A 24,782-nucleotide genomic window follows, 5' to 3' on the forward strand; every position below is an offset into this window, starting at 1 on the left:
AACTTCAAAAATCTTCTTTCTTTAACTATGACTGGATTTAGTATAAGCGCGATCGCGATCCGCCGACATATTGGCACCCTCGCCATTACCCTTGCTGTTTTAGTAGTCGGGGGATTATTCCTGTTACAAATTCCTGTGGATTTACTGCCCTCAATTACCTATCCGCGCATTGGGGTTCGCATTAGTACCCCTGGGGTATCGCCACAAGTAGCAGTAGAAGAAGTTGCCAAGCCTGTAGAAGAAGCCCTCCGCGCTACCGAAGGGGTAACCCAAATTTATTCCCAAACTCGGGAAGGACGAGTACGGTTAGATTTATATTTTGAACCCGGGGAAGATGTGGATCAAGCATTGAACGAAACCACAGCAGCGTTTAATCGTTCTCAAGGACAACTTCCAGATGTGGTAGAAGACCCCCGAATTTTTAAGTATGATCCCTCCCAGCTTCCTGTGTATGAGTTTGCCTTACAGTCAGATTCTTTACAGGATGTGGATTTGCGCGTGTTTGCAGAAGAAGAATTGGCGCGAGAATTAAATGTTGTCTCAGGAGTGGCTTCGGTAGATGTTTCTGGAGGCGTTCAGCAAGAAGTGCGGGTAGAATTGGATCCTATACGGTTGCAGGGGTTCGGATTAGGATTAAATGAAGTTTTAAATGAATTGCGCGATCGGAATGTGGATGTGTCAGGAGGGCGGTTATCAGGAGGCAGTGATGAATCCCTCACTCGGACAATTGGACAATTTAGCAATACTGATGAAATTCGCAACTTGTCTTTTACTGTGGGAGAGAATGAAATTCCCTTGCGAGAGTTTGCCGAGGTAATAGATGGAACCGAAGAACAGCGCGTGTTTGTAACTCTTAATCAAAGTCCAGCCATTAAACTAAGTGTGCAGAAACAGCCTACAGCCAATACTCTAAATGTGATTGATGAAGTGAAGCAACGGATCGAACAAATGCGCGAGGCTGGTTCAATTCCTGATGATATGATGCTGGTAACGACTCTCGATGAGTCCGTTTTTATTCGTAATGCTGTGAATAATGTTGCCACCGCAGGGATAACAGGGGCAGTTTTAGCGTCAGTTGCAGTGTTATTATTTTTAGGATCGCTACGACAGACATTGATTATTATTATTGGCATTCCTCTAGCTACCTTTACCGCCATTGTTTTAATGCGCTTGTTTGGTTTATCTCTGAATGTGTTTAGTTTAGGGGGATTAGCCTTGGGTGTGGGAATTGTCGTTGATAACGCGATCGTCATGCTAGAAACCATCGCTGAAGGAGTGGGAATGACCCCTGGCTATCCTGCGGCAGAAGAAAAAGCCAGTCCCAGTTATATTATTCAACAAGCGGAAACCAGTAGTCGCACAATTGAATCAGCATTATTAGCTTCCACTAGCACCAATTTAGTGGCAGTTGTTCCCTTTTTACTGATTGGTGGTTTCTTTTCCCTTCTTTTTAATGAATTAATCCTGACAATTAGTTTTGCCGTTGCTTCTTCGATGTTAATTGCCTTAACAGTTGTTCCTATGTTAGCTTCGCGGTTATTGGCAATTCCCCGTAGTAGTGGGGTAGCTAATTTCTGGTTTTTACGTCGCTTTAATGAGCAGTTTCAATCGGCAACGCGACTGTATCAGGGAGGATTAAAACAGGTTCTCCGTTTTCGGGTTCTAGTGATTGCCATGGCTTTCTTCATTCTAGGCGGTGGCAGTTTTTGGCTGGCTGGAGATTTAGATCAAGAAATTGTCCCTAGAATTAATACTGGACAAGCCCAACTCAATGTCCAATTCCCCGACGGAACAACCTTGGCACAAAATCGCCGTGTTATGGAATTAGTGGATGAGACATTATTAGCCCAACCAGAAACGAAAAGTGTGTTTACCACTGCTGGAGGAGGCTTATTTGGTAGCAATGTTTCCGAAAATGTGCTACGGGGATCAAGTACCATTGAGCTACCCTCAGGAACAGGAGTGGATTCCTATATTAGTCGGACTGAGGAATCCCTAGAAGCGTTAAATTTAGTGGATACGCGAGTTCGGATGCGACCTGGGAGTGTTCGTGGCATTAATTTTGGTAATTCTCCCACAAGAGGGGATTTAGATGTGATTGTCCAAGGCAGCGATCGCGCTACTCTACAAGAAGCTGGAGAAGACATTTTAGAAGCCTTAGAAGATAATGTGGAAAATGTTCGCTTTCAACCAGATGCTGATCCCCCCCAGTCAGAAATTCAAATTCGACCGAATTGGGAACGGGCGCGAGAATTTGGCTTAACAGTGAATGATATCGGAGAGGCCTTACAAACTACCATTGATGGGGCAGTGCCCACGGAATTACAACGCAGCGATCGCTTGGTGGATATTCGGGTACAATTACCAGAAACGACAGTTAATAGTATTTCTCGTTTGGAAAATGTCCCGTTATTAGTGGGAGATAATCGATCGCTACAGTTAAGCGATATTGCCACAGTAAGCCGAGGAGAAGCCCCAGGAGAGATTCAACGCATTAACCAACGGGAAGTCTATTTAATTGAGGGGAATTTAGAAGAAGGGGCAACCTTAGGAAGCGCGATCGCGCAAATTAACTCTGTTCTCAGTGAACTTGATCTCCCAGATGGGGTAAGTATTGCCCCAAGTTCTGCTGAAGATACCAATGAAGAATTACAAAATAGTTTGCAACTGTTAGGCGGACTGGCGGCGTTTCTCGTCTTTGTTGTCATGGCAGTACAGTATAACTCATTTATTGACCCCTTAGTGATTATGTTGACTGTTCCCCTTGCCCTTGCAGGAGGAATTATTGGGCTTTATCTCACCGAAACCCCAGTGGGCGCAACGGTATTAGTGGGGGCGATTTTATTAGTGGGGATTGTGGTAAATAATGCCATTGTCATGGTCGAGTTTGCGAACCAAATTTACAACCAGCAATGGGTCACTCGTCGTCAAGCCATCTTACAAGCAGCCCCCCAACGCTTACGTCCCATTTTAATGACGACTATTACCACCGTCTTAGGGATGTTTCCTTTAGCATTGGGATTAGGGGAAGGATCAGAATTTTTACAACCTTTGGGAATCGTTGTTTTTTCAGGATTATCTTTAGCAACTTTTCTGACTCTGTTTATTATTCCCTGCTTCTATACCCTTCTCCATGATTTATTCAGTGCCAAACGTTCAGAATCAGAGGAACTAAAACCTGCCCTTCCCGAAGAAGCACCACAACCAAAACAGTATTCTAATTAGGGGTAACACACAGTCTCCCCAGATGTGCGGAATGCACCAGGTGCATTCCAACTTGAATTCGATTCAAGTTGGGTCGGAGGTTTATACGCTCCGTCTACCGACTAAATTAAAATTGACGAGTGACCCTGCGCCGTCGTACGGCGCAAAGGAACGCGCGAGTTGTAGTCGTAGGATTTTCAGCCCTCATGCTAAAAATTGTCGGACGATCTTCATCTATCCTTTTCCTTCCACCAAGTTTCTAAATCTCCAATTCCCTGAAAATCTAGTAACGCTTCTCCGAGATTCTCTAATTGTTCTAGAGAAAGACTATTTACGCGATCGCGCCACGATTGCGGTAACTCTTCAGGTTGAGGAGTTTCATTTTTAAATAGGGTTTGCTGAAAAAAGCGCGATCTTTAAACTCTAACTCCCAGGTTCTCTGGGGGTAATCTGCATTTGTGGCATACCAATAATCCTTTCATATAACCCTTGGGCTACTTGATTATTTCCTTCTGCAGTAAGGTGAATAGGATCAATAAAAGCCTGATTAGAAAAATCCTGATAAATTGGATAAAGATTGACACTAGTAACATTATTGGGAAACACTTCTTCTAACTGATTATTGGCATTATCTAGTTCACTATAGGCATTTTGCATCTCTTGGATATAGCTATCTCCTAATTCACTAATAATTTCCTCTTCCTGAGTTGGTAGATTATCCAAATTTCGTCCTGTGATTTCAGGCTGAATAGCACTAATCATAGGAACTCTTGCTCCTGCTGCCAACCGCACCATTTGTTCCTTATTTTGACGATATCTTTGCACTCGCGCCACTAACTCACTAGGTTGTTGAGGAAGATGAGAGGCAAGGGGTTGCTCGGGATTTGGCTGTAAAAGTAGTGTATTAGCCGTGGTAGTCCCTTCAGGGTTTTGCCACCAGTCTAATCCCATGCGGAGTAAATAACTGCTCTGGGCAATGTCCTTAAAAGGTTCACGTAAATAAGCGCTGAAATGCTGAAAAGGGTTACTAAGATAATTATCAATTACAGGGATGTCAGCAAATGATTCTTGACTATCTAGCATTAAGTCTTCATATCCCCCCATCACGATAATTAAATCAGGATCATAGGGTAAAATCTCTAAAGCTAGTTGGGAGAGTTGATTTCTTGACATATACCCTGGCACCGCTGCATTAATGACTTGATAGTTCCCTTCTTGGATACGAGGGGCATTTTCCATCAACCGTTCTTGTTCAGGTTCATAAAACGGCAACTGTTCTGGCTGATAGTCATCAGGATTATTTTGTTGTTCTTGGACACGCTGGTTGAGGCGATTTTCTAATTGTTGCGCGATCGTCTCCTGATTGCTTTCATTATAGTAGCCAAAGGCAGTTGAACCTCCAAGAATAAAAACCCTAACTTCATCTTCGGGCTTATCTTGAGAAATTGATTCCTCTTCTCGCCATCCTTGTTCATTAATTTGCAAAAAGCGATTGTTTTGGTTCGGTCTTAATTGATAACCAAAACCAGGACTCCGTTCAACTTTTAATTCACCACCTTGAGATAAGCCCTGAATCGGTTCATCATTGCTTAGAAATTGTAATTGATAAGCCCGTTTAAGGGCAGAGTTATCTGGTTGTTCTGCAATGCTAGAAGGTTGTCCTGTGAAGCTAAAAAAGAGACGAGCCAAAACTTCTAATACGATGAGCAAAAATGGAATAGAAGCAAAAATTAATAACGGCGATTTCCCTTGATGCTTCTGTTTTTTTTTATTAATGCTGAGTTTACTACGACGAGATTTAAACATACCTTCCTTCATGCTGGTTTAATTCAATTTTCCTAATTTTGAGTAATGGTATCTTCCAAATGAGAAGAATAGCGGTATTTTAGCCATAAACCAATATAAACCATAATAATAATCGCGATCGCGCCCCAACCTAAAGGCTCAATCGCCCAAAACACTACTTCAATTTCGTTTTCTTCCCCAGGTTGTAAATACCATACCGCACTCCTGTCACTTTTTTGAATTATCCTTTCGGCAACATCTGAGTCTAGAACCTTTAAGCCCAAAGGAGTTTGTAACTGAAATTCTAAATCTAGTAAAGAATTTGCCCCGATTAAACGGGAATTTTGTCCTTTAATCGTTCCTAAGGCACTCAAATCAAGATTAAATTGCAAATGAGTCCGTTGTAAGAATAAAAAGTTATTTTGATTAATTTTTAATTGTGACTTAAATTTCACTAAGTCACTCGGAGGTTGCTTCCCCACTTTCGGATTAAAAAAGCGATTAAATTTCGCCTCTAACTGTTCCATATTGGCAAAGGGAATGGTTAATTCCACCTCGGCTGGGGACAGACGTTGGGTTTTACCTCCTAATTTGCGAGCCCGTTGTTCTAAACTTCCCAACCAGTCTTCTACATCGGCTTGGCTAAAACTGGTCAATTGTTTTCCCAATTGAATGTGCTGGACAATTTCTCCTCGATGCAACCCGGTAATATTCACCCCCACTTCGTAATTAACGCAGCCGGTTAGTAATAAGGGAATGAGTAATAAAAACAGACGCTTTAATGTTTGACCCAGCAATGGTTTCATTCTTATCTTTATGCAATCACAGTTTTCGGTTTTAAGGTTTCAGGAGGAACTCTCTCCCCAATGCCTAAAAATAAACCATTTTCATCGTAAATTCGCAAAAAACGAGACTCATCACTTTGATGGGGTAATAATTGTCCTTGACACCATCGCTTCGCCTCCTCTTGAGAAAGGGTAATCCCTTCTAAATGCTGGAGGGGATAGTCTAATGGGAATAAAGTTAAAGTTCCCACTTTTAAATGTTCTTCTATCATTGTTAGGGAAAAACTATTTTCCAGAGAAAAGCCACTGCTTTCAGTGCGCCTTAATTGTGCTAAGGTTCCCCCTGTGCCGATTATATCCCCAAGATCACGAGCAATAGAGCGAATATAAGTTCCACTTCTACATTGAATGTAAAGGGTTAACTCTGGAAATTCTCCGTCTTGCCAATTCAGAATCTCTATCTTATCAATTTTTACCTCCCGTGGAGGAACCTCAATGGTTTTCCCCTGTCTTGCTAACTCATATAAACGGCGACCCTCTTTTTGAATGGCACTATAAACTGGCGGAATTTGGGAGATTTTCCCCACAAACTGTGCTAAATGAGGCTTAATTTGGTCTAGGGTTAAGTGAGAAGCGACATTTTTTTCCAGTATTTCCCCTTCTAAGTCATCACTACTAGTACGCCAGCCAAAGCGAATGGTCGCTTCATAGGCTTTACTATCAGGAAGAAATTGTAACAGGCGGGTTGCTTTTCCTACTGCAAGGGGTAAAACACCTGTAGCAGCGGGATCAAGAGTGCCACCATGCCCGACTCGTTTAATTTTGGCAACTCGTCGAAACTTTGCTACACAATCGTGAGAGGTGAAGCCAAGGGGTTTATCAAGGTTGAGAAATCCTAGTAATGACTGATTATTATTCAACTAGCTATCCGTTTCTTCGTTGTGATGGCGATTGAGGGTTGATTCCACTTCCGAGAGACGCTTTTCTAACTCAGCAAGACGCTCTGAATAAGATGGTAGGTTTAAGTAGGCTTTCAGAGCAGCAATGACAATCTCGGACTTACTTTCCCCGGTTTGATGGATCCGATCAATAAGCGCCTGTTCGACTTCTGGTGGAATTCTAACACCAAGGAATGGATTGGGCATTGCTTCTATCTGATTTAGGGTCAAGCCATAGAAAAATATAATAGCAGTTGTTGATAAATAATCATTTATGTTTCTCCCCAAAATGCATTAAATCTCAACTACAATTTAAGTGGATACTCCGCTATTAATAAGAAAACTTAACAATACTTTTCAATTTATTTATTTTGTGATATGCGCTTTTTGACTATTCAAGACAATCCTGAAAACTTGTGTTATCATTGTGATAACTGATTGCAACAATTCTTTACTAAAAAAGGTTGACACTAGAATTGGCATATGTTCAAAGCAACTAAAGAAGATAATTTTCAATTTTTTTCCCTAATTCAACTAAACTTAACTGTGACAATCATTTCATAAAAACCCCAACTTAAACTTTCCAACAAAATTAGTCAGCAAAAAGTAATAAATAATTAATAGGAGTGTTAAGCGTGGCAAATCACACAGAAAAAATTCTCGTTGTCGATGACGAAGCGGCAGTGCGTAGAATTTTAGAGACGCGCCTTTCTATGGTGGGGTACGATGTTGTTACCGCCACTGATGGTGAGGAAGCTCTGCAAGTATTTGCAAGAGAACAGCCTGATTTAGTGGTATTAGATGTGATGATGCCTAATGGTGACGGTTATTTCACCTGTAAGGAATTACGAAAGGACTCAGATGTTCCGATTATTATGCTGACAGCCTTAGGAGATGTGGCGGATCGCATTACAGGGCTACAAATTGGTGCGGATGATTACTTGGTCAAACCCTTTTCTCCGAAAGAATTAGAAGCAAGAATTAATACAGTATTACGCCGATTAAGCAAGAGTACAGATTCTGTGATTCCCCCATCAGGAGTCATGCAAGTAGGTCAGTTACAGATTGACACCAATAAACGCAGAGTCTATATGGGCAATGAATTATTGCGGCTCACAGGAAGAGAGTATAATCTCTTAGAATTGTTAGCTAGTCATTCAGGAGAGTCGATTTCTCGCACAGAGATTTTGAAGAAAATTTGGGGCTATGCGCCACAACGGCATGGGGATTTGCGAGTGGTAGATGTGCATGTATCTCGTCTCCGCAGTAAAATTGAGAGTGATCCTAAAAATCCTGAATTAATTATTACCGAACGGGGGACAGGTTATCTATTTCAACGCGCTAAAATTGTCAAAAATCCGGTGGAAGCTATTTCAAAGGTCTAAGTAATTTCTATTAAGGGAAAAGGGCTGTTAGAATAACTCTAGGCTATCGTTAGTAAAAGCGCGATCGCGCCTAGGACTTCAAGATGACTCATCAACGTTTTCAATTTCTGCTTCCATCTCTTTCCCTGAAAGCAACGCATTATATGTTATTACGGCGAGGAGTGGCTTATCTCCTCCCTTTAAGCTTAATTGGTAGTGGAGTCGCCTTCGGAAATACTCCCCAAAGCTCTACCGTAGAACCTTTATCAGGCTTTAATGAAGAAAGTCAGTCTGCTTCAGATAGTTTAGAGTCTTATGAAATTTCGGCTTCTGATCAAGACGAATCTGCAGTTCCCGATTACGACTCAGTTGCACCAATGGGCTTAAATGATGAGGAAGAAGCGCCTGTAGAGCAAGCAGAAATAGAGCAAGAAGAAGCCTCAGCGCAAGTTTCAGATAGTGAAGTAAAAACTGCATTAGAACCAATTGATCCCTTAACCAATTCTTCAGACACCCCAGATATCGATCATGATACTTCTGTTGATGAGCCAGAACAGGAAACTGCTACTGATTCTCCTGAACCTGAAGTTACTGCTGAGGAAATAGAGCCAGAACAGGAAACTGCTACTGATTCTCCTGAACCTGAAGTTACTGCTGAGGAAATAGAGCCAGAACAGGAAACTGCTACTGATTCTCCTGAACCTGAGGTTACTGCTGAGGAAGTAGAGCCAGAAGAGGAAACTGCTACTGATTCTCCTGAACCTGAAGTTACTGCTGAGGAAGTAGAGCTAGAAGAAGAAATTGTTACTGATTCTCAAGACTATGTTGATCTTGAAGGATATCCACTAGCTGGGGAAGAAGCACTTCCAGATCCTCAAGTTGAAATCAGCGATCGCGAAAATAACTGCACAACAGTAATTGAAAATGACAAACTCGTCAGTGGCAGTTGTAATATTTCCGAACAAGAAACCCCCAGAGAACAGACTTTTACCGCTCCTCAAGATTTACCCGAACTTCCCACAGACTTTCAACAACCCACAGCCAGTGAGCAACAAGAGCCCACAGCCAGTGAATCAGAACAAGAGAGTTACAGCACTTATACTCCTCCCGAAGACTTGCCAGAGCTACAAGTAGCAGATAATGGGGATACCAACCTCATTTTTCCCCTCTCTAGAGCTGCACGGATTAGTTCTGGTTTTGGCTGGCGACGGCATCCGATAACGGGCAAACGTAACTTCCATGCAGGGGTAGATTTTGCTGCTCCAGAAGGAACCCCTGTAGTAGCAACGCGATCGGGCAAAGTCGCTTATGCTGACTATCGTGGCGGTTATGGCTTAATAGTGGGCTTACACCATGAGGGAGATCAATATGAATCCCGTTATGCTCATTTATCTCAAATTCATGTTCGCCCAGGAGAATGGGTAGAACAAGGAACGGTCATTGGTCGAGTCGGTAGCACTGGCACTTCTAGTGGTCCTCATCTACACTTTGAATGGCGAGTTCGTAGAGGACACCGTTGGGTTGCTGTAGATGCTACAGATCCTCTTTTAGTGGCTAGAGATAATATTGGTTCTAGTCAAATTGCCTTTAATGATAATGGTGTAGGGAGCGGTAATGCCAACGGACAGGGAACTAATAATAACTTCTTTACCAGTTTACCTGAGATGTTAAATTCTATTTCTAGAGAACCGGCTTCTTGGATGGCAAGGCAAGAATTAGACTTTTTACAAGATAGTGATTTTGAACGCGCCCATGAACGCCAGGCCCCACTCGGAAACTTCTCGGAAGTTCGTGATGCCATCTCGATTCTTCCTTTTTCTCTACCCCAAGTATTAGCTTCTCTCTTTAATTGGCAACCCCCCCAATTATTTGCGGATGAACATTTAGAACAAGTCCCTTCTCAACAAGTCGCTTCTAATGATTTTGAGTTTACTTATCGTTATCCTGATCCTGACTCTGATGAGATTGAACGAACCAATCAAGCCACTAATCTAGAATCCTTGTCTAATCTAGAGGCACTTGGCGAATTGAATTTCCCTTCTCCCCATCAGGAAAATCCTCAACAATTTTCTCAACAACGAGAAGATGTAGATCCAAGCCTTAATTTTTAGCAAAATAAGCGGGAATCCCCGATCCACAATCTTTGATTTGGCTGGGGATGGGGCTTATAAAGGTCGGAATCTGATTCCGACCACAGCCCCTCATGAGAGCATATTAATCGAGGGGGTTCAATACCCCTGAGATTGATAACTTTCTGATCTGTTCTCTGATTACTTCATTTTGGCTTCTACCTTTGTGTTTACAGAAGGAGAGAAGTTGCTGATGTTCTTGTTCTGTGCATCTTATGGTGATTTGTTTCATTATTTAATGTCAATATGAAAGTTAAGCACTATGATTAAACTAACAGAAAAAGATAGTTAAGGCAATGCAAGTTTCCTATCAATACAAATTCAAACCTAATCAAGAACAAGTAGGCAAAGTTTATCGTAAAATCACGGGTTTAAAACCCCGCCATTTATGGCGTTCTGTGTTAAGATGTAAGTATCTGCGGTTGGAGCGACCGTGACCAAACAGCCCTGTAACGGCGGTCTGTCGGGGATTTAACTCTAAGATTTAAATCTAGATAAGAGTCTACAAGGGAATCTTCTCGCCTTTAGGCAGAAGAGGCTCAAAAACCCCGTCTCTAATTTGCCGACGCTGAAATTGGAGACTTCTCGCTCACTCCTGGTTAAGGAACTCCACATTGTGTACAATTGTAAATAAATATACATAATTTAATTGATCACTATGGAACCAGCAACCGTTGTAACAATTTCTATTGGTGCGTTAGTTTTGGCTGTCACCGGATATTCTCTCTATCTATCCTTTGGCCCTCCTTCTGCGGAATTAAATGATCCTTTTGAAGATCACGAAGATTAACTATAGTTGCACCAACCAATCCCAGTCCAATCAGAGAATCTTAAACCAACAATATTACAGGTGGGCAAATTAGCTTACCGAAATTGGGAAAGGAAACAGCCTGCTACCGATGGAGTTTCCCATCAAGAGTGATGGTCGCGGGGGATTGGGAAATCAGTTCTAGATCAGTGCGACGCTAGAAAATCTTAACTGCGAAGTTAGGAAACCTTCGACAAATCAAAAATTATGTCCAAGGAGGATGTCACTTCCAATTAGCGGGACTTTTAAATAAAAAACCTCAGGTTTAATGTCCACTGGCTACGGGTAATATAGGAAATTTCAATTTGCTGGATAAATTCCCGAAAGTAAAATCGCCGTTCTGATTCTGATAAATCAAGCCAAAATTGCCGTAAAGAGACAGTTTGCGCGATCGCGCTTAAATTTTCTGGGGGACATTGAGCGATCTTTCCCTGATATTCAGCAATCTCGGTGCGAAGTTTATAGCGTCGTAGTTGGGCAGTTTCAGCATCTAGAATGCCATGGGTTTCTAATTGCGATACTTGATTTAAAACATCCTGTAACTGCTGAATTTTAGCTTCTAAGTTAGCTTTCTCTTCGGCTACCCCATCTGATTCCATTTTTGCCACAGCTTGCGGTAAGTCTTCACAAATGCGATCTAGGGTACAGTTAAAAACATCGTGATAGGGAATTGCCTTACATCGGGGAGAATGGGGACACTTTTGGGGGCGTAAATATAGATATTCTCGTTTTTTCCCCCGACTGGTGACTTGGGTAATGTTTAAGGGGCATTGACAGTTTTGACAAACCACTAATCCAGCAAGAGAACGAGGCGCACTTGCGCTTCTTGTCGGTAGCTGACGATTACGACGTAACAAACGATCAATTTGGGCGGCTTCGTCCCGACTTAAAATCGGAAGATGGGTATTAGGAATCACCTCGCCATTTTTATAGCCCATATCTCCCCGATACACAGGGCTAGTTAACCAACGGCGACCGGTTGCAACAGAAATTTTTTTACCATACCGTCGTTCTAAATACCTGACTGCGCCACGCAATGAGGCATAAAGCTGGAAATATTCAAAAAAGTCTTTCACCACAGGGGCGGTACTACGATCAATAATATACCGATCTTTACCGCGACGATAGCCATAAGGGGCTTTTCCGGGAGGAGGATGGGCTTTTAAGCGATTTTTGGCGTGTCCTCGTTTTAGTTGCTGACTACGTTTTTCTTGATGGAGAGAGGCAACTAGCTGTAATAATTCCTTCTGATTTGTTCCTTCACCTTCTAGAATAACCACATTAGGGGTTAAAATTTCTAATTGCGCGATCGCGCTTTCAATTGCTTTTAAAGTTTCTCCTAAATCCCCCCAACTTCTCACTAAAATTGTTTCAGGAGGGGTACTTTTTGCCTCAGCAAGTAACCTTTCCCATTCCTGCCTTCCGCCAAAATCACAATAAACCTGATCTACCTCTCTTCCCCAGTCAAGTTGCTGTGGTGGTAAATCAAGAAGGGGGTCATAATAACAATAAGCAATCACTGTCATTGTTGGCTTAACTCAATAATATTGCCATCAGGGTCTTTAGTAAATAAGGCAGCCCGCCCAGAAGAACTTTCTTGAAACGGATAACCCTTCGTTTTAAGGCGTGTTTTCATCTTTTCTAAATCACTCACTGCTAATGCTAAATGTGGGTTACGTCCCCATTTTTGATTCACCTCAGTTGCTTTCCAATTTTGATCTTCAATGAGATGAATTTGATAATCCCCTAACTGATACCAAACTCCCGGAAACTTCAGCGAACGTTCTGTTTTTGGTAATTCTAAAATGTGCGTGTAGAAAGATTCAGCTTTTTCCACGTCAGAAACCAGAATAGCAGTGTGAAGATAACGAGTTACACCCATGACAATGTCAAAGAAAAGGTCTTTATTCTCATCCCTAGCATTTTTTCGCTTTCAGAACAAGCCGCATTACTGTTCAATTTTCCACCCTAACCGAGTGGGCTGTTCATAAATTTTTCTCAGGGTATTAACATCTCGAGGGGAAATTTTAGGAGAGTCGCGAACATGAGAATAATATAAAGCATCATTTTTATCTTCACTGTGTCCCCAAATCCCTAACCCATGACCAATTTCATGTCGCGCTGTGGCGAGGGTGCGTTGTTTGGGCTGATTCGGGGTAATATCAATGAACATTCGATGAATCAGACGAGAGTCTTCTAAATCAAACTCGTAACGAGTGCGGGCAGTTCGGGCGCGTCCAAATTCCCGTTGACCGGTTTCGGGGTTACGTTGAATGTTTACAGGAGGGCGCGATCGCGCAATTATTATATCTGCAGTAGCACGATCATCAACTTCTTTGAGAGGAATATAATCATTCCATTCAGCGATCGCTGTTTCTACCGCCTCTACCCATTCTTGTTCCCGTGGTTTAGAAGCCGATAGGTCTAAAAAAACTGTGATCGGAAACTCTGACCAAACCAAATAACCTAAAGGGCTTTCCTTGACCTCCGAAAAATAGTCTCCTACCTCCTCCTTAACTTCCCACACTGCTAAAGCTGAAGGTAAAGGATGGGATTTCGGATCAGGGAAATCTGCCGGGGGTTCTGAACTGCCAATATTAGAAGTGACTATAATCACTAATGTCGTCACAAATGTGATAAAAATCACCCTTAACATTTTCCAATAAAAGGCAGAAACTCCCATCATGACTAAAACATTTTTCATTTAAAAAGCGGGCAGCGGGAATCGAACCCGCATCATCAGCTTGGAAGGCTGAGGTTTTACCACTAAACTATGCCCGCCTAATTAAGACTCTTATTAGCGTAGCACACACTATCCTGCTTGGCAAGCCCTAGCAGAGGTTGGTTATTTTAACTGAATCGTTATTTATAATTAGCTATTTGATTGAGAGCTGCTCATTAGCCATTATGAACCTGAACAAGAAATTTTGCGGATAATCTCGCTAGTAGAAGTTGGAATTTCTACAGTAATTAATTCAATTTTGCCACCATAGCTTTGCGTCGTTTTCGCTTCTGGTAAAGACTCTAGGGTGTAATCTCCTCCTTTTGCATAAATATCAGGTTGTAAGGCTTTAATTAATTCAACTGCTGTTGTTTCTGAAAAAACTACAGCAGCATCAACAGCAGTTAAGGCAGCTAAAACTTCTGTTCGTTGTTGTTCTGGGATAATAGGACGAGGTGGAGAATTAGTCGGTTGCGGTTTAATTTGACGAACCGATTGATCGCTATTAACTCCCACTACTAAAGATTTTCCTAGGGATTTTGCTATCTGCAAATATCGCACATGACCAACGTGCAACAAATCAAAGCAACCATTGGTTAGTACTAAGGGTCTCCACTTTTTAGGATTTTCGTTAATTGTCGCTTGCAGTTCCCTTAAGGAATATATTTTTGTCATTGATTAACTTTTAGAGTAGAAACTCATCGTTTCATCGGGTGAGCTTTCAATTTCGCGTACTGCTTCCACAAACTGACTAACCCGAATTGGATCAATGGGATTATGAATATCACCATTTCTTTTTAAGGAACTAGCGACAATTACACCATCAGCCACTTTTAAGAAACTCGGAACATTATCCCAAGTTGCGCCACTACCAATAAATATGGGTTTTCCACCCGCAACATTGGCGGCTTCTTCTAGGTCTTTTAATTGTGGCGGTTCTCCTGTCATTCCACCAGAGATAATTATGCCATCTGCTAATCCTCGTTCAACGGTTTCTTGCACGGCTGTGGCTAAAGTAGGAGTTGCTAAGGGATGAGCGTGTTTAACACAGACATCGGCAAAAATGGCAATATCTGATCCTAGTTCGCGACGATACCGCATTAATTCGTGAGCCTCACCTTCAATTAATCCTTGATCAGTTGCCATAACGCCAGTTAGTACATTAACTCTAATAAACTGAGCATTAACACAAGACGCGATCGCGATCGCGCTTTTTGCATCATTACGGAGGACATTGATCCCCACGGGTAACATCACCAAATTCATCACCCGCTGTACAATCAGGGTCATGGCACTAACAACGGCCGGATCAACTTGATTTTTAGCAAAGGGAGCGTCAAAAAAGTTTTCGATAATAATTCCATCCACACCGCCAGCAGCAAGAGCCGTCGCTTCTTGTTCGGCACGTTCTCGCACGGCTTGGAGGTTTCCGCCCCAACGAGGGGAAGAAGGAAGAGGCAAAAGGTGAACAACACCAATAACGGGATGACGGGTTTGAAAAATTTGTTCTAAGTCCACGTTGTTTACTTGAACGCACTGCGATTTTAAGTTGCTGTACATAAGACAACAGTAACCACCAACTAGGGGTCACTATTGACTAGCTAGGTACTGTCCTTAAGACTATCACTATCAGAGCAACTGTATCATCGTTAGCGTTAGAAGACACAATCAATTTTTTCAGCTTCCGGGATTCAGTTAAAATTTAGCGACGGCGACGATTGGTAAACACAGTTGTAAACATCATTAAAAAAGCACTGATGCCAATTATAACTGCCAGTGCAACGGGAACTGCGTTCATGAGGTTAATATCATCCATATCAAATTCTTAGAAGTTGACTTCACTTTCTGTTTTGGTCAAATGAGTAGAGTGGGTAACTGTTTCGAGATTAGTTTGACAAACTTCTGTTTTCAATAGATTAGCAAGCTCTTGTAGTTGATTAATGGCTTCTGCCCCTTCTAGCTTCATCAGTTCACGATCATCACACATTTCTGTCCAAGTAATTCCATAGTCAGAAACGAGAAACCGAATTAAGTGATTATCTCCTAAGCTAACCATAAAAGAAGCACTGTTCATCTCTTGACCACAGGTATAGCAAGAAGCCAGATATCCTCGTCTTTCTAAGACAGTAGCAAGAGCTTGCAAATTCATAACGAGGTCTTGAATAAATTGGCGGTGTTGGTGAGCTAATCGTGTAAACACTTTAATCCTCCAGTGGCACACAGTTCTTCCATTGTACCCTGCTTGTTTAAGATTTTCTTAATAATTTTGATTCATTTGTAATAAAATACAACAATCAGGCGATTTATGCCTAAGTTAACTTACTCAATGGAAAATAACAGCATCGTAGATTACAGTGTGCCAACTAGCACATTTCAATCAGGAATTACACCCTCCACTAAGGAAGGTGTTTACTCCAATTACTTGAGATTATTCGATCATGCTCCGTAGCATCCAAGCTGTTTTTTCATGAATTCGCATCCGTTCGGTAACTAAATCGGCAGTTGCTTCATCGTTTGCCCGTTCCGCAGCTGGGAAAACTGAGCGAGCAGTTCGGACAACAGCTTCATTTGCTTCTACCAGCAGGCGTACCATTTCTTGAGCAGAAGGAACGTCTCGGGTTTCAGGAACAGAAGAGAGTTCTGCAAATTGGCTATAACTACCAGGGGCGACTGCTCCTAGTGTCCGAATGCGCTCGGCAATCTCATCTACCGCTTGCGCTAATTCCACATATTCTTCTTCAAACATTTGATGCAGAGAATGGAACATGGGACCGGTAACATTCCAGTGGAAGTAATGGGTTTTTAGATATAAACTGTAGGTATCAGCCAGAAGGTGAGAGAGTCCTTCGGCAATGGCTTGGCGATCACTTTCTTCAATGCCAATATTAACTGGTGCTTGGTTTGTTTTGGGATCTGCAGTTTGCATAGTTATCTCCTAACTTTAAGTGTGGTGGGTGCTTTTAGGCTACTCCCCTTGATCTTATGATCTTGAAGGCGAGAGTTAATCACTCATAGGAGAGAAGTCTTAAGCCAGATGTTTCTGAAGAACAGCACGGGGGGCGCGACGAACCCGACATTTAATGGTTTCTTTTCCTAAACGCTGATGGGCTTCGTAGCGATGGCAACCAGAAAAGCCGTAATAATTTCCTTCCACTTCTAGCACATCAATGGGTTCACGCAATCCTTCCTCTGCAATTGAGTCCATCAGTGCTTTAACTTTTTCTGGATCATTTTGCCGTGGGAGTGGACGACGAATCGCATTGAGTGGAATTTCCTTAATTTCCATATTGGGTAACCCCCCTGCTTGGACATCTATCTAAATCATAATCGTTATGAGTTTGAATTGCAACAATTAGGTTGTCCTTTGTCCTTTGTAAACCAGTGACCAATGACTGATGACTAATGACCAATGACCAATGACTAATGAAATGCTAGAGTTTAGCTCGAATGGTAAATTCATAGTCTCCCCCTGGTTCCAGTTGATAGTCACATCGCTCTAAAAATCGTCCTAAGGGTTCAATAATTAAGGCTTTACCTAGAGATGGTTGCACAATTAAACGACCTTGCCGAAATTGCCATTGAAACCACCATTGATAACTACCTGCGCTAACTTCTCCTTCCATTTCCCCCTCTCGTAACGATTGGCGAATAATTCGGACATAAGCTGTTGTTTTCGGCACACTCACCGTTCATCCCTTTTGAATGCTCTTTAAAAAATCACCCTAGCAAATTTGCACAACTGGCGGTGTTATTTGTTATTGATAAATTAGCAGTGCATTAAGGAAGACATCATTGGTGACTAAATCCGATTCTGAGCCCATTAACTCTAAAAACGAAGCAAGAGATGAGTTAGAAGACGTAATTTTTAGCTTTGAAGAGATTACGGCTGAAATTAACTATAAACAGGCTCAGGACTCCCTCAGAAGCATTGTAGAGAATATAAATCTTAGCCCAGAGGAACAGTCAGGTTTAGAAGCGGAAATTAATTACCTTACCGCCATGTTGGATAAGTTGGATCAGTCGGTGGTACAAATTGCTGCCTTTGGCATGGTGGGCAGAGGAAAGTCTTCAGTATTAAATGCGTTGTTAGGAGAAAATGTATTTCAAACTGGCCCTTTACATGGGGTGACGCGCACTGTGGGGAGTGCCAATTGGGAATTAAGCGAGGAAAGTTTAGGCAATAGTGATCAAGAGATTTTGCGAGTATCTTTACCCAGTAATCAACAGGCACAAATTCAGTTAATTGATACCCCTGGTATTGATGAAGTGGATGGGGAAACTCGGGAGTTGATGGCGCATAAAATTGCGAAACAGGCGGATCTAATTCTGTTTATTGTGGCTGGGGATATTACCAAGGTTGAATATAAGGCTTTGTCTCGGTTACGGGAAGTGGGAAAACCGATGCTGTTGGTATTTAATAAAATTGATCAGTATCCTGAAGCCGATCGCGCGGCGATTTATGAGACTATTTGCAGCGATCGCGTTAAGGAATTACTTAGCCCAGAGGAAGTTGTCATGGTGGCAGCCTCACCGTTAGAAAAACGGGGCATTCGCCGCAAAGATGGTAGTTTGGGAGTAAAAACCCAACAGGGAATGCCGCAAGTTCAGGAATTAAAGCGGAAAATCCTTGAAATTCTCTATCGGGAAGGAAAATCTCTCGTTGCCCTCAATACCATGCTGTATGCTGACGAAGTCAATGATCAGATTTTACAGCGAAAATTAGAAATTCGTTCAGAAGCGGCCGAAGAATTAATTTGGAAAGCCTCCCTCACAAAAGCTGTTGCTGTCGCCCTTAATCCAGTGACTGTATTAGACTTATTTACAGGGGCAGTGGTAGATGTGGCAATGATTATTGCTTTATCACGTCTCTATAGCATTCCCATGAGTCAAAAAGCCGCGATCGCGCTTTTACAGAAAATTGCCATTAGTATGGGGGGTATTAGTGCTAGTGAAGTATTAACTAATCTAGGATTAAGTTCTCTCAAAGGAATTTTAGGGTTATCGACACCGGTAACAGGGGGTGCTTCCTTTATTCCTTATGTTTCTGTTGCTATTACCCAAGCCGGGGTCGCAGGAGTGTCTTCCTATGCTATTGGTCATGTTACCAATACTTATCTTGCCAATGGAGCTTCTTGGGGAGTAGATGGTCCCAAATCAGTAGTTAAAAATATTCTTGATTCTTTAGATGAGGAATCAATTTTAAATCGTATTAAGGGAGAGTTACAAGAAAAATTATTTGGTAACGAGACCGTCCAAAATAGTTAATATAGCAGTTTTTACTATTATGAAGGTACATTCTAATTGTTTTCTCCTTTGTAAGCCAGTCACTAACTCATGAATCAGTTTTTATCAGTGAAATTACCAATCTTCTAATTTCTGTTTTGGTGGATCTGACCAATCATCATCAGTATTAAGGTTTTCCTTAAATACATGATCTGAATTAGAATTATCATGATCATCATCATCTTCCTCTTCCTCATCCATCAATGGTTGCACAACCTTTTCAATTGCCTCTCCAAGAAAAGATTTGACAAACTCATCCCGACGATTCAGTTGAAATTGGCGCTTCACTACTTCTGTCATCCCTCCATCTCCCCAGTCTTGATCTTGACGGAAATATTCAATAAAACTTTTTCCTGCAATGCGGGTTAAATAAGCGGCACTTACTCCTTGGACTGCTTTTCCCACTACATAAGTAGCCACTGTCATCTGTAAAGCGGTAGAAACCATTTGTATTACCCCTTTAACAACCCCCAAACTAACTAAAGTTCTCCCTAAAGAGAGAGCTAATTCACGTCCGCGATCCATATTAATTTCACAGCCGTAAATTCTCCCAATTTCTACCACCATTTGAGCGTTAACCGCCGCTGTGCCCAACATATCCACAACGGGAAGCGGTGTTACAGCAATCACTCCTGCCCCTACCCATTGATAACGTTCGATGACCTTATCTGCTTGACGGCGACGTTGGCTATCAATGAGACGACGAGCTTCTTCTCCTAACCGTTGCGATTGTAGCAAGATATTATCAGCAATTAAGTCGGCTCCCTCTGCCCGTAGGATGGCAGCTAACCGTTTAATTAGGGGCATAATATCAGGTTCTGGTTGAACTGTATCTCCACTATCTGTGTGAAAGGGGGTAGGATTTGCTGCTATAGAGATGATATCTTGAGATGCAATATAGCTTTCAGTGCGGGATCTTAGCTTTTCTAAAATTGCTTCTTGATCTTCATCTGTGTAGAGATCGGTTTTATTAAAAATTAACAGCGATCGTTTACCAATTCCTGCTAACACCGACAACGGATCATATTCTGATTGGCGTAAATCATTATCCACCACAAAGAGTAATAAATCAGCTTCTGTAGCCAGTTCTCGCGCTAATTTTTCCCGATCTGTTCCTAATATACCTGCCTCTAAAATTCCCGGGGTATCAGTTACCCTTATTTCTTGATCAATATCTGGTAACGCCAAACTATAGGTTTCCCCTGCTTTGGTGGTGCCCATAGGCGCACTAACTTCTCCCACAACACGTCCCATTAATGCATTTACTAAAGACGTTTTTCCAGCTGATACGGTACCAAACACTACAACTTGGAAAGATTGACGACTAAAATTAGCTTCTAGAGCTTGAGATTTTTCTAAGAGTGCTTGCTGGGCTACTTCATCTTGAATTTGTTTAACTTGCTGTTTCACTGCCTGTAAATTGGCTTGGGCAGCTTCATTTTTCTCTTCTGGAACTTTAATATTGGGATGGCGTTTTTTCTTTTTTTTCTTGCCTTTACGTTTAAATCCTCCTTGAAAATAGTAGATTACTGCCCCAATGAGTCCGATAACCACCCCCATTAATAAGAAAAGCAGTAAATTAGCTAAAATTGGCGCAGTAAAGGCAATTTGAATATAAAGTTGGTAAATTGCACTCACCAACCAAATCATCAGTATGAGCACCACACTGATGCTTAAAATTAAGAGTAATAGACGGGGCGAAGGCATAAATTTAGCCAAGAGGCTGAGAATCCTACGACTACAATTTTAATTTAGTCGATAGACGGGGTTTATACTGATTCGGCGTATGGTACGGACAAATGTTGGGGCATTACTGATTGGTGTCTTTTTGATTAGAGTTTGGTGGGAAACCCGCTGGCTGAAATCAATTAAACGTGCCAATTCTAATAGTCGAAAAGCACAGAAACGAGAACAAGATTCAACCTCACAATAATTCCCATTAAATAGCCAGTAATTGCACGCTCAAAAAGTAATACCTAGTGTTACACTTTACTCTCCTTTCCCCCCTAGCCGTAGAAAGGAGGGATTCTAATTCAGTAAATTCACGAAACTCTAACTAAACGTTAACTGGCAAATGATTAAGGCTGCAATAATTCCTGTAACATCTGCGGCTAAAGCAGCTGGAAGGGTGTGGCGAGTACGGAGAACCCCAATGCTACCAAAATAAACTGCCATCACATAGAAGGTAGTTTCCGTTGATCCCTGCATTGTAGAAACTAAATAAGCTAAGAAGCTGTCAGGATCATTATTAACAAGTTCTGACATGACACCAAATGCCCCACTTCCTGATAAAGGGCGAATGAGAGCCATGGGTAAGGCTTCGGCTGGAAAATTAATTAGAGCAGTAATCGGGGTAATGAGATCGGTAATTAAATCTAATGCCCCACTTTCTCGAAACATCCCAATGGCAACAAAAATGGCAACCAAAAAGGGGATAATGCGAACTGCAATTTGAAAACCCTCTTTCGCTCCTTCTGTGAGAACTTCATAGACTTTTACCCCACGAAAATAGCCAAATAATAGTAATGTACAGATTAAAAGTGGCAATAACCAATCGGAAATTACACTCATTACTTCCGTATCAAAGAGGTTAGGTGTCCCGTGAACTGTCAACCGATAAGTAACCACAATGAGGAAGGCAAGGGCTAATCCCCCAAATAAAAGACGACCGATGATACCTGGGGGTTCTCGCTCAGTATCAGGATTAGGTTCGTCAGTGAATAAATCAGATGACTCAGAAGCTACTGAAGAATTAACTGTTTCCTCCGTGTTTTCCTCAAGTGTCTCTGGAGGGGTTTCTCGTCGCGCCAGAAATTTAGACATTAAAATCGCGATCGCGGTGGAACAAGCCGTGGCAATAATCGACGGTAAAATAATTGCTCCCGGATTAGAAGCACCAGCACTCGCTCGCACACTGATCGCACTAATCGGTAATAGTGTCAGGGAAGAGGTATTAATGGCTAAGAAAAGACACATTGCATTTGTCGCCGCACCTGGAACAGGATTGAGCTTATTAAGTTCTGCCATTGCCTTTAAGCCCATGGGAGTTGCCGCGTTCCCTAACCCTAAAGCATTGGCAGCCATATTTAAAATCATTGCTGACATTGCAGGATGATCAGGAGGAACTTCTGGAAATAGTCTGACCATAATTGGGCGTAGCCCCCCTAGCAATTATCTGCATTAAGCCAGCCACTTCTACCACCTTCATAATCCCTAGCCACAGCGCTAAAGCTCCAATTAAACCAATGGCTAATTCAATAGCATCTTGGGCAGAATCAAAAACTGCTTCCGTTAGTTCTGCCATGGTGCCGTTATAAGCAGCAACAATTGTGGCAAAAAGAATCATAAACAGCCAAATTCCATTAAGTGGGGATGAGGCTTTTTTCGTCATTAATTTTTTTGAACTTCCTTCCTTTCACTGTCTCCCGTATTTTAAGGCAAATCTTGTTCCCAGACACCCATATAAATTCTTCCTTGATTATTTTTCTGGATAATTCCCTTCCATTCACCAATGGTAAAAGACCTTAAATCGGTTTCTCCATTATAGACTTGTGCGAGAGCTTCTCTAATTGTTGAGTTTAGTTGCCCTCTCAACATTTGATTTAATCTTGCTTCCATTACCGTCAAATCCACTGAAGGATCAAAAGATGCCTCAGTTTGTCTTAAACGTTCTGTATCACGGTCAAAGATAAATCCTAAATCGAGTTTTGGAGAGACTCGATAATGAAGCGTTTGGGTATTGGGCCAGTAACCAGGACGACTGGCGGTGGGTTCTCCTAAAGTGTCCACCACTTGCTCTTGACTCACCCCTGTTGTAAATACAGGGACATTTTCAATGGAGCTATCTGATTCAGTGTCTGATTCAACGGGGGCTGTAGGAACAACCACTACTGGTGTCTCAACTTCTAACTCAATTTCAGGTTCAGGTTCAGGTTCAGGTTCAGGTTCTAGCTCAATTTCTAGATCACGAGCAATTTCAGGCTCAGGAGATTCCTCTTCTTCTCTTTCCTGCATCTCATCAGAGGATCGATCTGTTTCTTCTTCTTCCGAGGGAAGAGGCGGGCTTGGTTCAGTGACTACCGACTCGTCATTGTTACCCTGACGAAGCCCCTCTACAATTTGTACCATTCCATAACCAATCCCCCCTGCGCTAAAAATTATTAGAATGATGATTGCAACTGTCGTTAAAAAGGAATTTCCCTTACGCTCATCAGGTTGTGGTTGAGATTGAGAACGATAAGGGGTTGCTGCCACTGTTGCAACTTCAGTGCGAGGAGACTGTAATAAGGTAGAGGGAGAGGATTGCTTTTCCGTAGTGTAACTGTAAGACCCCATTAAAGCGGCTAACATTTCGTTAGCATCGGCAAAACGATCGCGCGGATTAAACCTTAAAGCCCGATCAATCACTCCTGCTAAGTTACCGTGTAAACGAGGGACAGCTTTTCGCCATAATAACTCCCCAGTCCGAGGGTCACTTTCAATGGTATGTGGCGGTTCACCACTGAGTAAAAAGACCGCAGTTAAAGCTAAACTATACAAGTCGCTAGAATAAACGGGTCGCCCTGCTGCTTGCTCTGAGGGCATATAGCCAGGGGTTCCAATGGCAATGGAATGAGTGCGTTCTGAATCGATTACGGTTCCCAGTGCTTCTTTAACTACCCCAAAGTCAATCAAAACAGGTTGGGAATCTCCAGCTCGTAAAATAATATTATCGGGCTTAACATCTCGGTGGATAATATGCTGACTATGAACATAATCCAATACTTTTAACAGGCTAATCAGAATTTTAGTAACTTGCTTTTCTGATAAAACTCCACTCTTTTCTACCTGTTCAGTTAGGGTTAGCCCTTCGATATACTCTTGAACTAAGTAAAAGGTTTCTGACTCAGCAAAATATGCATAGAGTTGGGGAATCTGACTGTTACCACGGCTTAACGCTTCTAAAATCGCTGCTTCTCGTTGAAACCGCTCTCGAATCCATTGATACTGCTTGGGCCTCGAAACAATGGGATAGAGTTGTTTAATCACACAATAGCGTTCTGACGGAAGATGAGTATCTATGGCCAGAAAGGTTTGACCAAACCCGCCCTGTCCAAGTTCTCTTACTACACGATACCGATTATTTAAAACAACAGCAGTCATTCCCACACTATTACCTCTTCTGCTACTGAGTCGCTAGCATACAACTACTTTAAGTCGAGCCGTCCTTTTTCTTTGAGCTTGGGGTTAAACCGAATATCCATTTTAACGCCACGTAAGCTCAGTTCCTGTTTAATTTCTGCTTCGACTCGACGGGAAACATTTTTTAAGAGTTTCGTTTGCGCGATCTCGTCCCCTTGATTATACTCTTGTTTTTCCGCTTCTGTCATTGCGAATGTGGCATCAATTGGTTCTGTCCACCTTTCTTGTTCTAGACTGTTTCCGGGGGGAACTGTTCCATTTTCTTCAATCCAGGCTTGCTGAATTTCAGCGAGAACACGACGACTGGGGCGGTCAATGGTTTGAAGTTTTACCCAGTAACAGGATTGGGGTTGACGAACTAAATGCTGTTTTAGGCTAGTATAAATATCACGAGAGTAAGCCACTAATTGCAGTATTTTTTCCGAGTTAAAAATCCCATAAACGCCAATCTTTTTCTCTAGTTGAGGGTTAATTTCTCCATTTTCATTAAGGTAGGGAAGAAAATCTAAGTTTGCTAAAGCCTGAATCTCACTGTTACTTGTCATTATTTTAATCTAATTTTGATGGTCGAGTTTTGTCTTAT

The 24,782-nt window shown here is 42.0% G+C and carries 24 protein-coding genes, 1 tRNA gene and 1 pseudogene; 6 read left to right on the top strand and 20 right to left on the bottom strand.

All coding sequences use genetic code 11. From position 1 onward, the window contains the following. Window positions 1–27 precede the first annotated feature (27 nt). Window positions 28–3,225 (top strand): efflux RND transporter permease subunit, encoded by a 3,198-nt coding sequence (locus FRE64_RS11330; protein ID WP_146296282.1) that lies wholly within the window; start codon window positions 28–30, stop codon window positions 3,223–3,225. A 209-nt stretch (window positions 3,226–3,434) separates the two neighbouring features. Here FRE64_RS11330 and FRE64_RS11335 read toward each other — a convergent pair. The 5 genes and pseudogenes from FRE64_RS11335 to FRE64_RS11355 all read right to left on the bottom strand — a co-directional run. Next, window positions 3,435–3,566: pseudogene (locus FRE64_RS11335) on the bottom strand (DUF4351 domain-containing protein); the annotation flags it as partial. Between the two features lie 61 nt (window positions 3,567–3,627). Further along, complete coding sequence (locus FRE64_RS11340; RefSeq protein ID WP_146296284.1) at window positions 3,628–5,010, bottom strand: SGNH/GDSL hydrolase family protein; 1,383 nt, start codon at window positions 5,008–5,010, stop codon at window positions 3,628–3,630. A 32-nt stretch (window positions 5,011–5,042) separates the two neighbouring features. Continuing rightward, on the bottom strand, window positions 5,043–5,795 hold the full coding sequence (locus tag FRE64_RS11345; protein ID WP_146296286.1) for a DUF3153 domain-containing protein: 753 nt from the start codon (window positions 5,793–5,795) through the stop codon (window positions 5,043–5,045). 8 nt (window positions 5,796–5,803) lie between these two features. Beyond that, the gene (gene truB, locus FRE64_RS11350; protein WP_146296288.1) at window positions 5,804–6,694 is read right to left on the bottom strand and encodes a tRNA pseudouridine(55) synthase TruB; all 891 of its coding nucleotides are present in this window, start codon (window positions 6,692–6,694) and stop codon (window positions 5,804–5,806) included. Further along, window positions 6,695–6,919 carry a hypothetical protein gene (locus tag FRE64_RS11355; protein ID WP_146296289.1) on the bottom strand — a complete coding sequence of 75 codons (225 nt, stop codon included), beginning with the start codon at window positions 6,917–6,919 and terminating at the stop codon, window positions 6,695–6,697. It abuts the gene before it with no gap. 428 nt (window positions 6,920–7,347) lie between these two features. Here FRE64_RS11355 and rpaB point away from each other — a divergent pair, with 428 nt between their 5' ends. The 3 genes from rpaB to psbN all read left to right on the top strand — a co-directional run bounded on the left by rpaB (window position 7,348) and on the right by psbN (window position 10,995). Further along, on the top strand, window positions 7,348–8,097 hold the full coding sequence (gene rpaB, locus FRE64_RS11360) for a response regulator transcription factor RpaB (protein ID WP_186708792.1): 750 nt from the start codon (window positions 7,348–7,350) through the stop codon (window positions 8,095–8,097). 83 nt (window positions 8,098–8,180) lie between these two features. Next, window positions 8,181–10,187: a M23 family metallopeptidase gene (locus FRE64_RS11365; RefSeq protein WP_146296293.1), complete on the top strand. Its 2,007-nt coding sequence runs from the start codon at window positions 8,181–8,183 to the stop codon at window positions 10,185–10,187. A gap of 676 nt (window positions 10,188–10,863) precedes the next feature. Further along, window positions 10,864–10,995, top strand: a complete 132-nt coding sequence (gene psbN, locus FRE64_RS11370) for a photosystem II reaction center protein PsbN (RefSeq protein WP_146296295.1) — start codon at window positions 10,864–10,866, stop codon at window positions 10,993–10,995. A 263-nt stretch (window positions 10,996–11,258) separates the two neighbouring features. On the opposite strand, the gene FRE64_RS11375 is transcribed toward psbN, so the two are convergent. The 10 genes from FRE64_RS11375 to FRE64_RS11420 all read right to left on the bottom strand — a co-directional run bounded on the left by FRE64_RS11375 (window position 11,259) and on the right by FRE64_RS11420 (window position 17,358). Then, window positions 11,259–12,539 carry a recombinase family protein gene (locus tag FRE64_RS11375; protein ID WP_146296297.1) on the bottom strand — a complete coding sequence of 427 codons (1,281 nt, stop codon included), beginning with the start codon at window positions 12,537–12,539 and terminating at the stop codon, window positions 11,259–11,261. Then, window positions 12,536–12,895 carry a VOC family protein gene (locus tag FRE64_RS11380; RefSeq protein WP_146296299.1) on the bottom strand — a complete coding sequence of 120 codons (360 nt, stop codon included), beginning with the start codon at window positions 12,893–12,895 and terminating at the stop codon, window positions 12,536–12,538. The genes FRE64_RS11375 and FRE64_RS11380 overlap by 4 nt, the downstream gene beginning before the upstream one ends. 66 nt (window positions 12,896–12,961) lie before the next feature. Beyond that, window positions 12,962–13,717: a matrixin family metalloprotease gene (locus tag FRE64_RS11385; RefSeq protein ID WP_246140296.1), complete on the bottom strand. Its 756-nt coding sequence runs from the start codon at window positions 13,715–13,717 to the stop codon at window positions 12,962–12,964. A 6-nt stretch (window positions 13,718–13,723) separates the two neighbouring features. Then, window positions 13,724–13,794: transfer RNA gene (locus FRE64_RS11390), tRNA-Gly, on the bottom strand. Between the two features lie 124 nt (window positions 13,795–13,918). Next, a complete protein-coding gene (locus tag FRE64_RS11395; protein ID WP_146296300.1) occupies window positions 13,919–14,410 on the bottom strand; it encodes an adenylyltransferase/cytidyltransferase family protein in 492 nt (163 codons plus the stop codon). A gap of 3 nt (window positions 14,411–14,413) precedes the next feature. Next, on the bottom strand, window positions 14,414–15,253 hold the full coding sequence (btpA, locus tag FRE64_RS11400; RefSeq protein ID WP_146296302.1) for a photosystem I biogenesis protein BtpA: 840 nt from the start codon (window positions 15,251–15,253) through the stop codon (window positions 14,414–14,416). Between the two features lie 307 nt (window positions 15,254–15,560). After that, on the bottom strand, window positions 15,561–15,935 hold the full coding sequence (locus FRE64_RS11405; RefSeq protein WP_146296304.1) for a DUF1815 family protein: 375 nt from the start codon (window positions 15,933–15,935) through the stop codon (window positions 15,561–15,563). 228 nt (window positions 15,936–16,163) lie between these two features. After that, on the bottom strand, window positions 16,164–16,661 hold the full coding sequence (locus FRE64_RS11410) for a Dps family protein (RefSeq protein WP_146296306.1): 498 nt from the start codon (window positions 16,659–16,661) through the stop codon (window positions 16,164–16,166). A gap of 99 nt (window positions 16,662–16,760) precedes the next feature. Next, complete coding sequence (locus tag FRE64_RS11415) at window positions 16,761–17,021, bottom strand: ParB N-terminal domain-containing protein (protein ID WP_146296308.1); 261 nt, start codon at window positions 17,019–17,021, stop codon at window positions 16,761–16,763. Window positions 17,022–17,166: 145 nt separating this feature from the next. After that, complete coding sequence (locus tag FRE64_RS11420; RefSeq protein WP_390622270.1) at window positions 17,167–17,358, bottom strand: DUF3146 family protein; 192 nt, start codon at window positions 17,356–17,358, stop codon at window positions 17,167–17,169. Between the two features lie 172 nt (window positions 17,359–17,530). Here FRE64_RS11420 and FRE64_RS11425 point away from each other — a divergent pair, with 172 nt between their 5' ends. Continuing rightward, window positions 17,531–19,000, top strand: coding sequence for a GTP-binding protein (locus FRE64_RS11425; RefSeq protein ID WP_146296323.1), 1,470 nt, complete (start codon window positions 17,531–17,533; stop codon window positions 18,998–19,000). A gap of 93 nt (window positions 19,001–19,093) precedes the next feature. On the opposite strand, the gene FRE64_RS11430 is transcribed toward FRE64_RS11425, so the two are convergent. Continuing rightward, window positions 19,094–20,725, bottom strand: a complete 1,632-nt coding sequence (locus FRE64_RS11430) for a YcjF family protein (RefSeq protein ID WP_146296325.1) — start codon at window positions 20,723–20,725, stop codon at window positions 19,094–19,096. Between the two features lie 79 nt (window positions 20,726–20,804). Here FRE64_RS11430 and FRE64_RS17510 point away from each other — a divergent pair, with 79 nt between their 5' ends. Then, the gene (locus FRE64_RS17510) at window positions 20,805–20,951 is read left to right on the top strand and encodes a hypothetical protein (RefSeq protein ID WP_186708795.1); all 147 of its coding nucleotides are present in this window, start codon (window positions 20,805–20,807) and stop codon (window positions 20,949–20,951) included. A 119-nt stretch (window positions 20,952–21,070) separates the two neighbouring features. Here the strand turns inward: FRE64_RS17510 and FRE64_RS17895 are convergent, their stop codons facing one another. Genes FRE64_RS17895 through FRE64_RS11445 form a run of 4 tightly spaced genes read right to left on the bottom strand, consistent with a single transcriptional unit; the run spans window position 21,071 to window position 24,744 of the window. After that, on the bottom strand, window positions 21,071–22,165 hold the full coding sequence (locus FRE64_RS17895; RefSeq protein ID WP_246140297.1) for a nucleoside recognition domain-containing protein: 1,095 nt from the start codon (window positions 22,163–22,165) through the stop codon (window positions 21,071–21,073). Next, a complete protein-coding gene (locus FRE64_RS17740) occupies window positions 22,134–22,409 on the bottom strand; it encodes a hypothetical protein (RefSeq protein WP_222597814.1) in 276 nt (91 codons plus the stop codon). Before FRE64_RS17740 ends, FRE64_RS17895 begins: the two co-directional genes overlap by 32 nt. A gap of 41 nt (window positions 22,410–22,450) precedes the next feature. Next, window positions 22,451–24,160 carry a serine/threonine-protein kinase gene (locus FRE64_RS11440; RefSeq protein ID WP_186708800.1) on the bottom strand — a complete coding sequence of 570 codons (1,710 nt, stop codon included), beginning with the start codon at window positions 24,158–24,160 and terminating at the stop codon, window positions 22,451–22,453. 44 nt (window positions 24,161–24,204) lie between these two features. After that, entirely contained in the window at window positions 24,205–24,744 is a 540-nt protein-coding gene (locus FRE64_RS11445; protein WP_146296329.1) for a GIY-YIG nuclease family protein, read from the bottom strand. Window positions 24,745–24,782: the final 38 nt, after the last annotated feature.

The organism is Euhalothece natronophila Z-M001, assembly GCF_007904085.1.
Taxonomy (GTDB): Bacteria; Cyanobacteriota; Cyanobacteriia; order Cyanobacteriales; family Rubidibacteraceae; genus Halothece; species Halothece natronophila.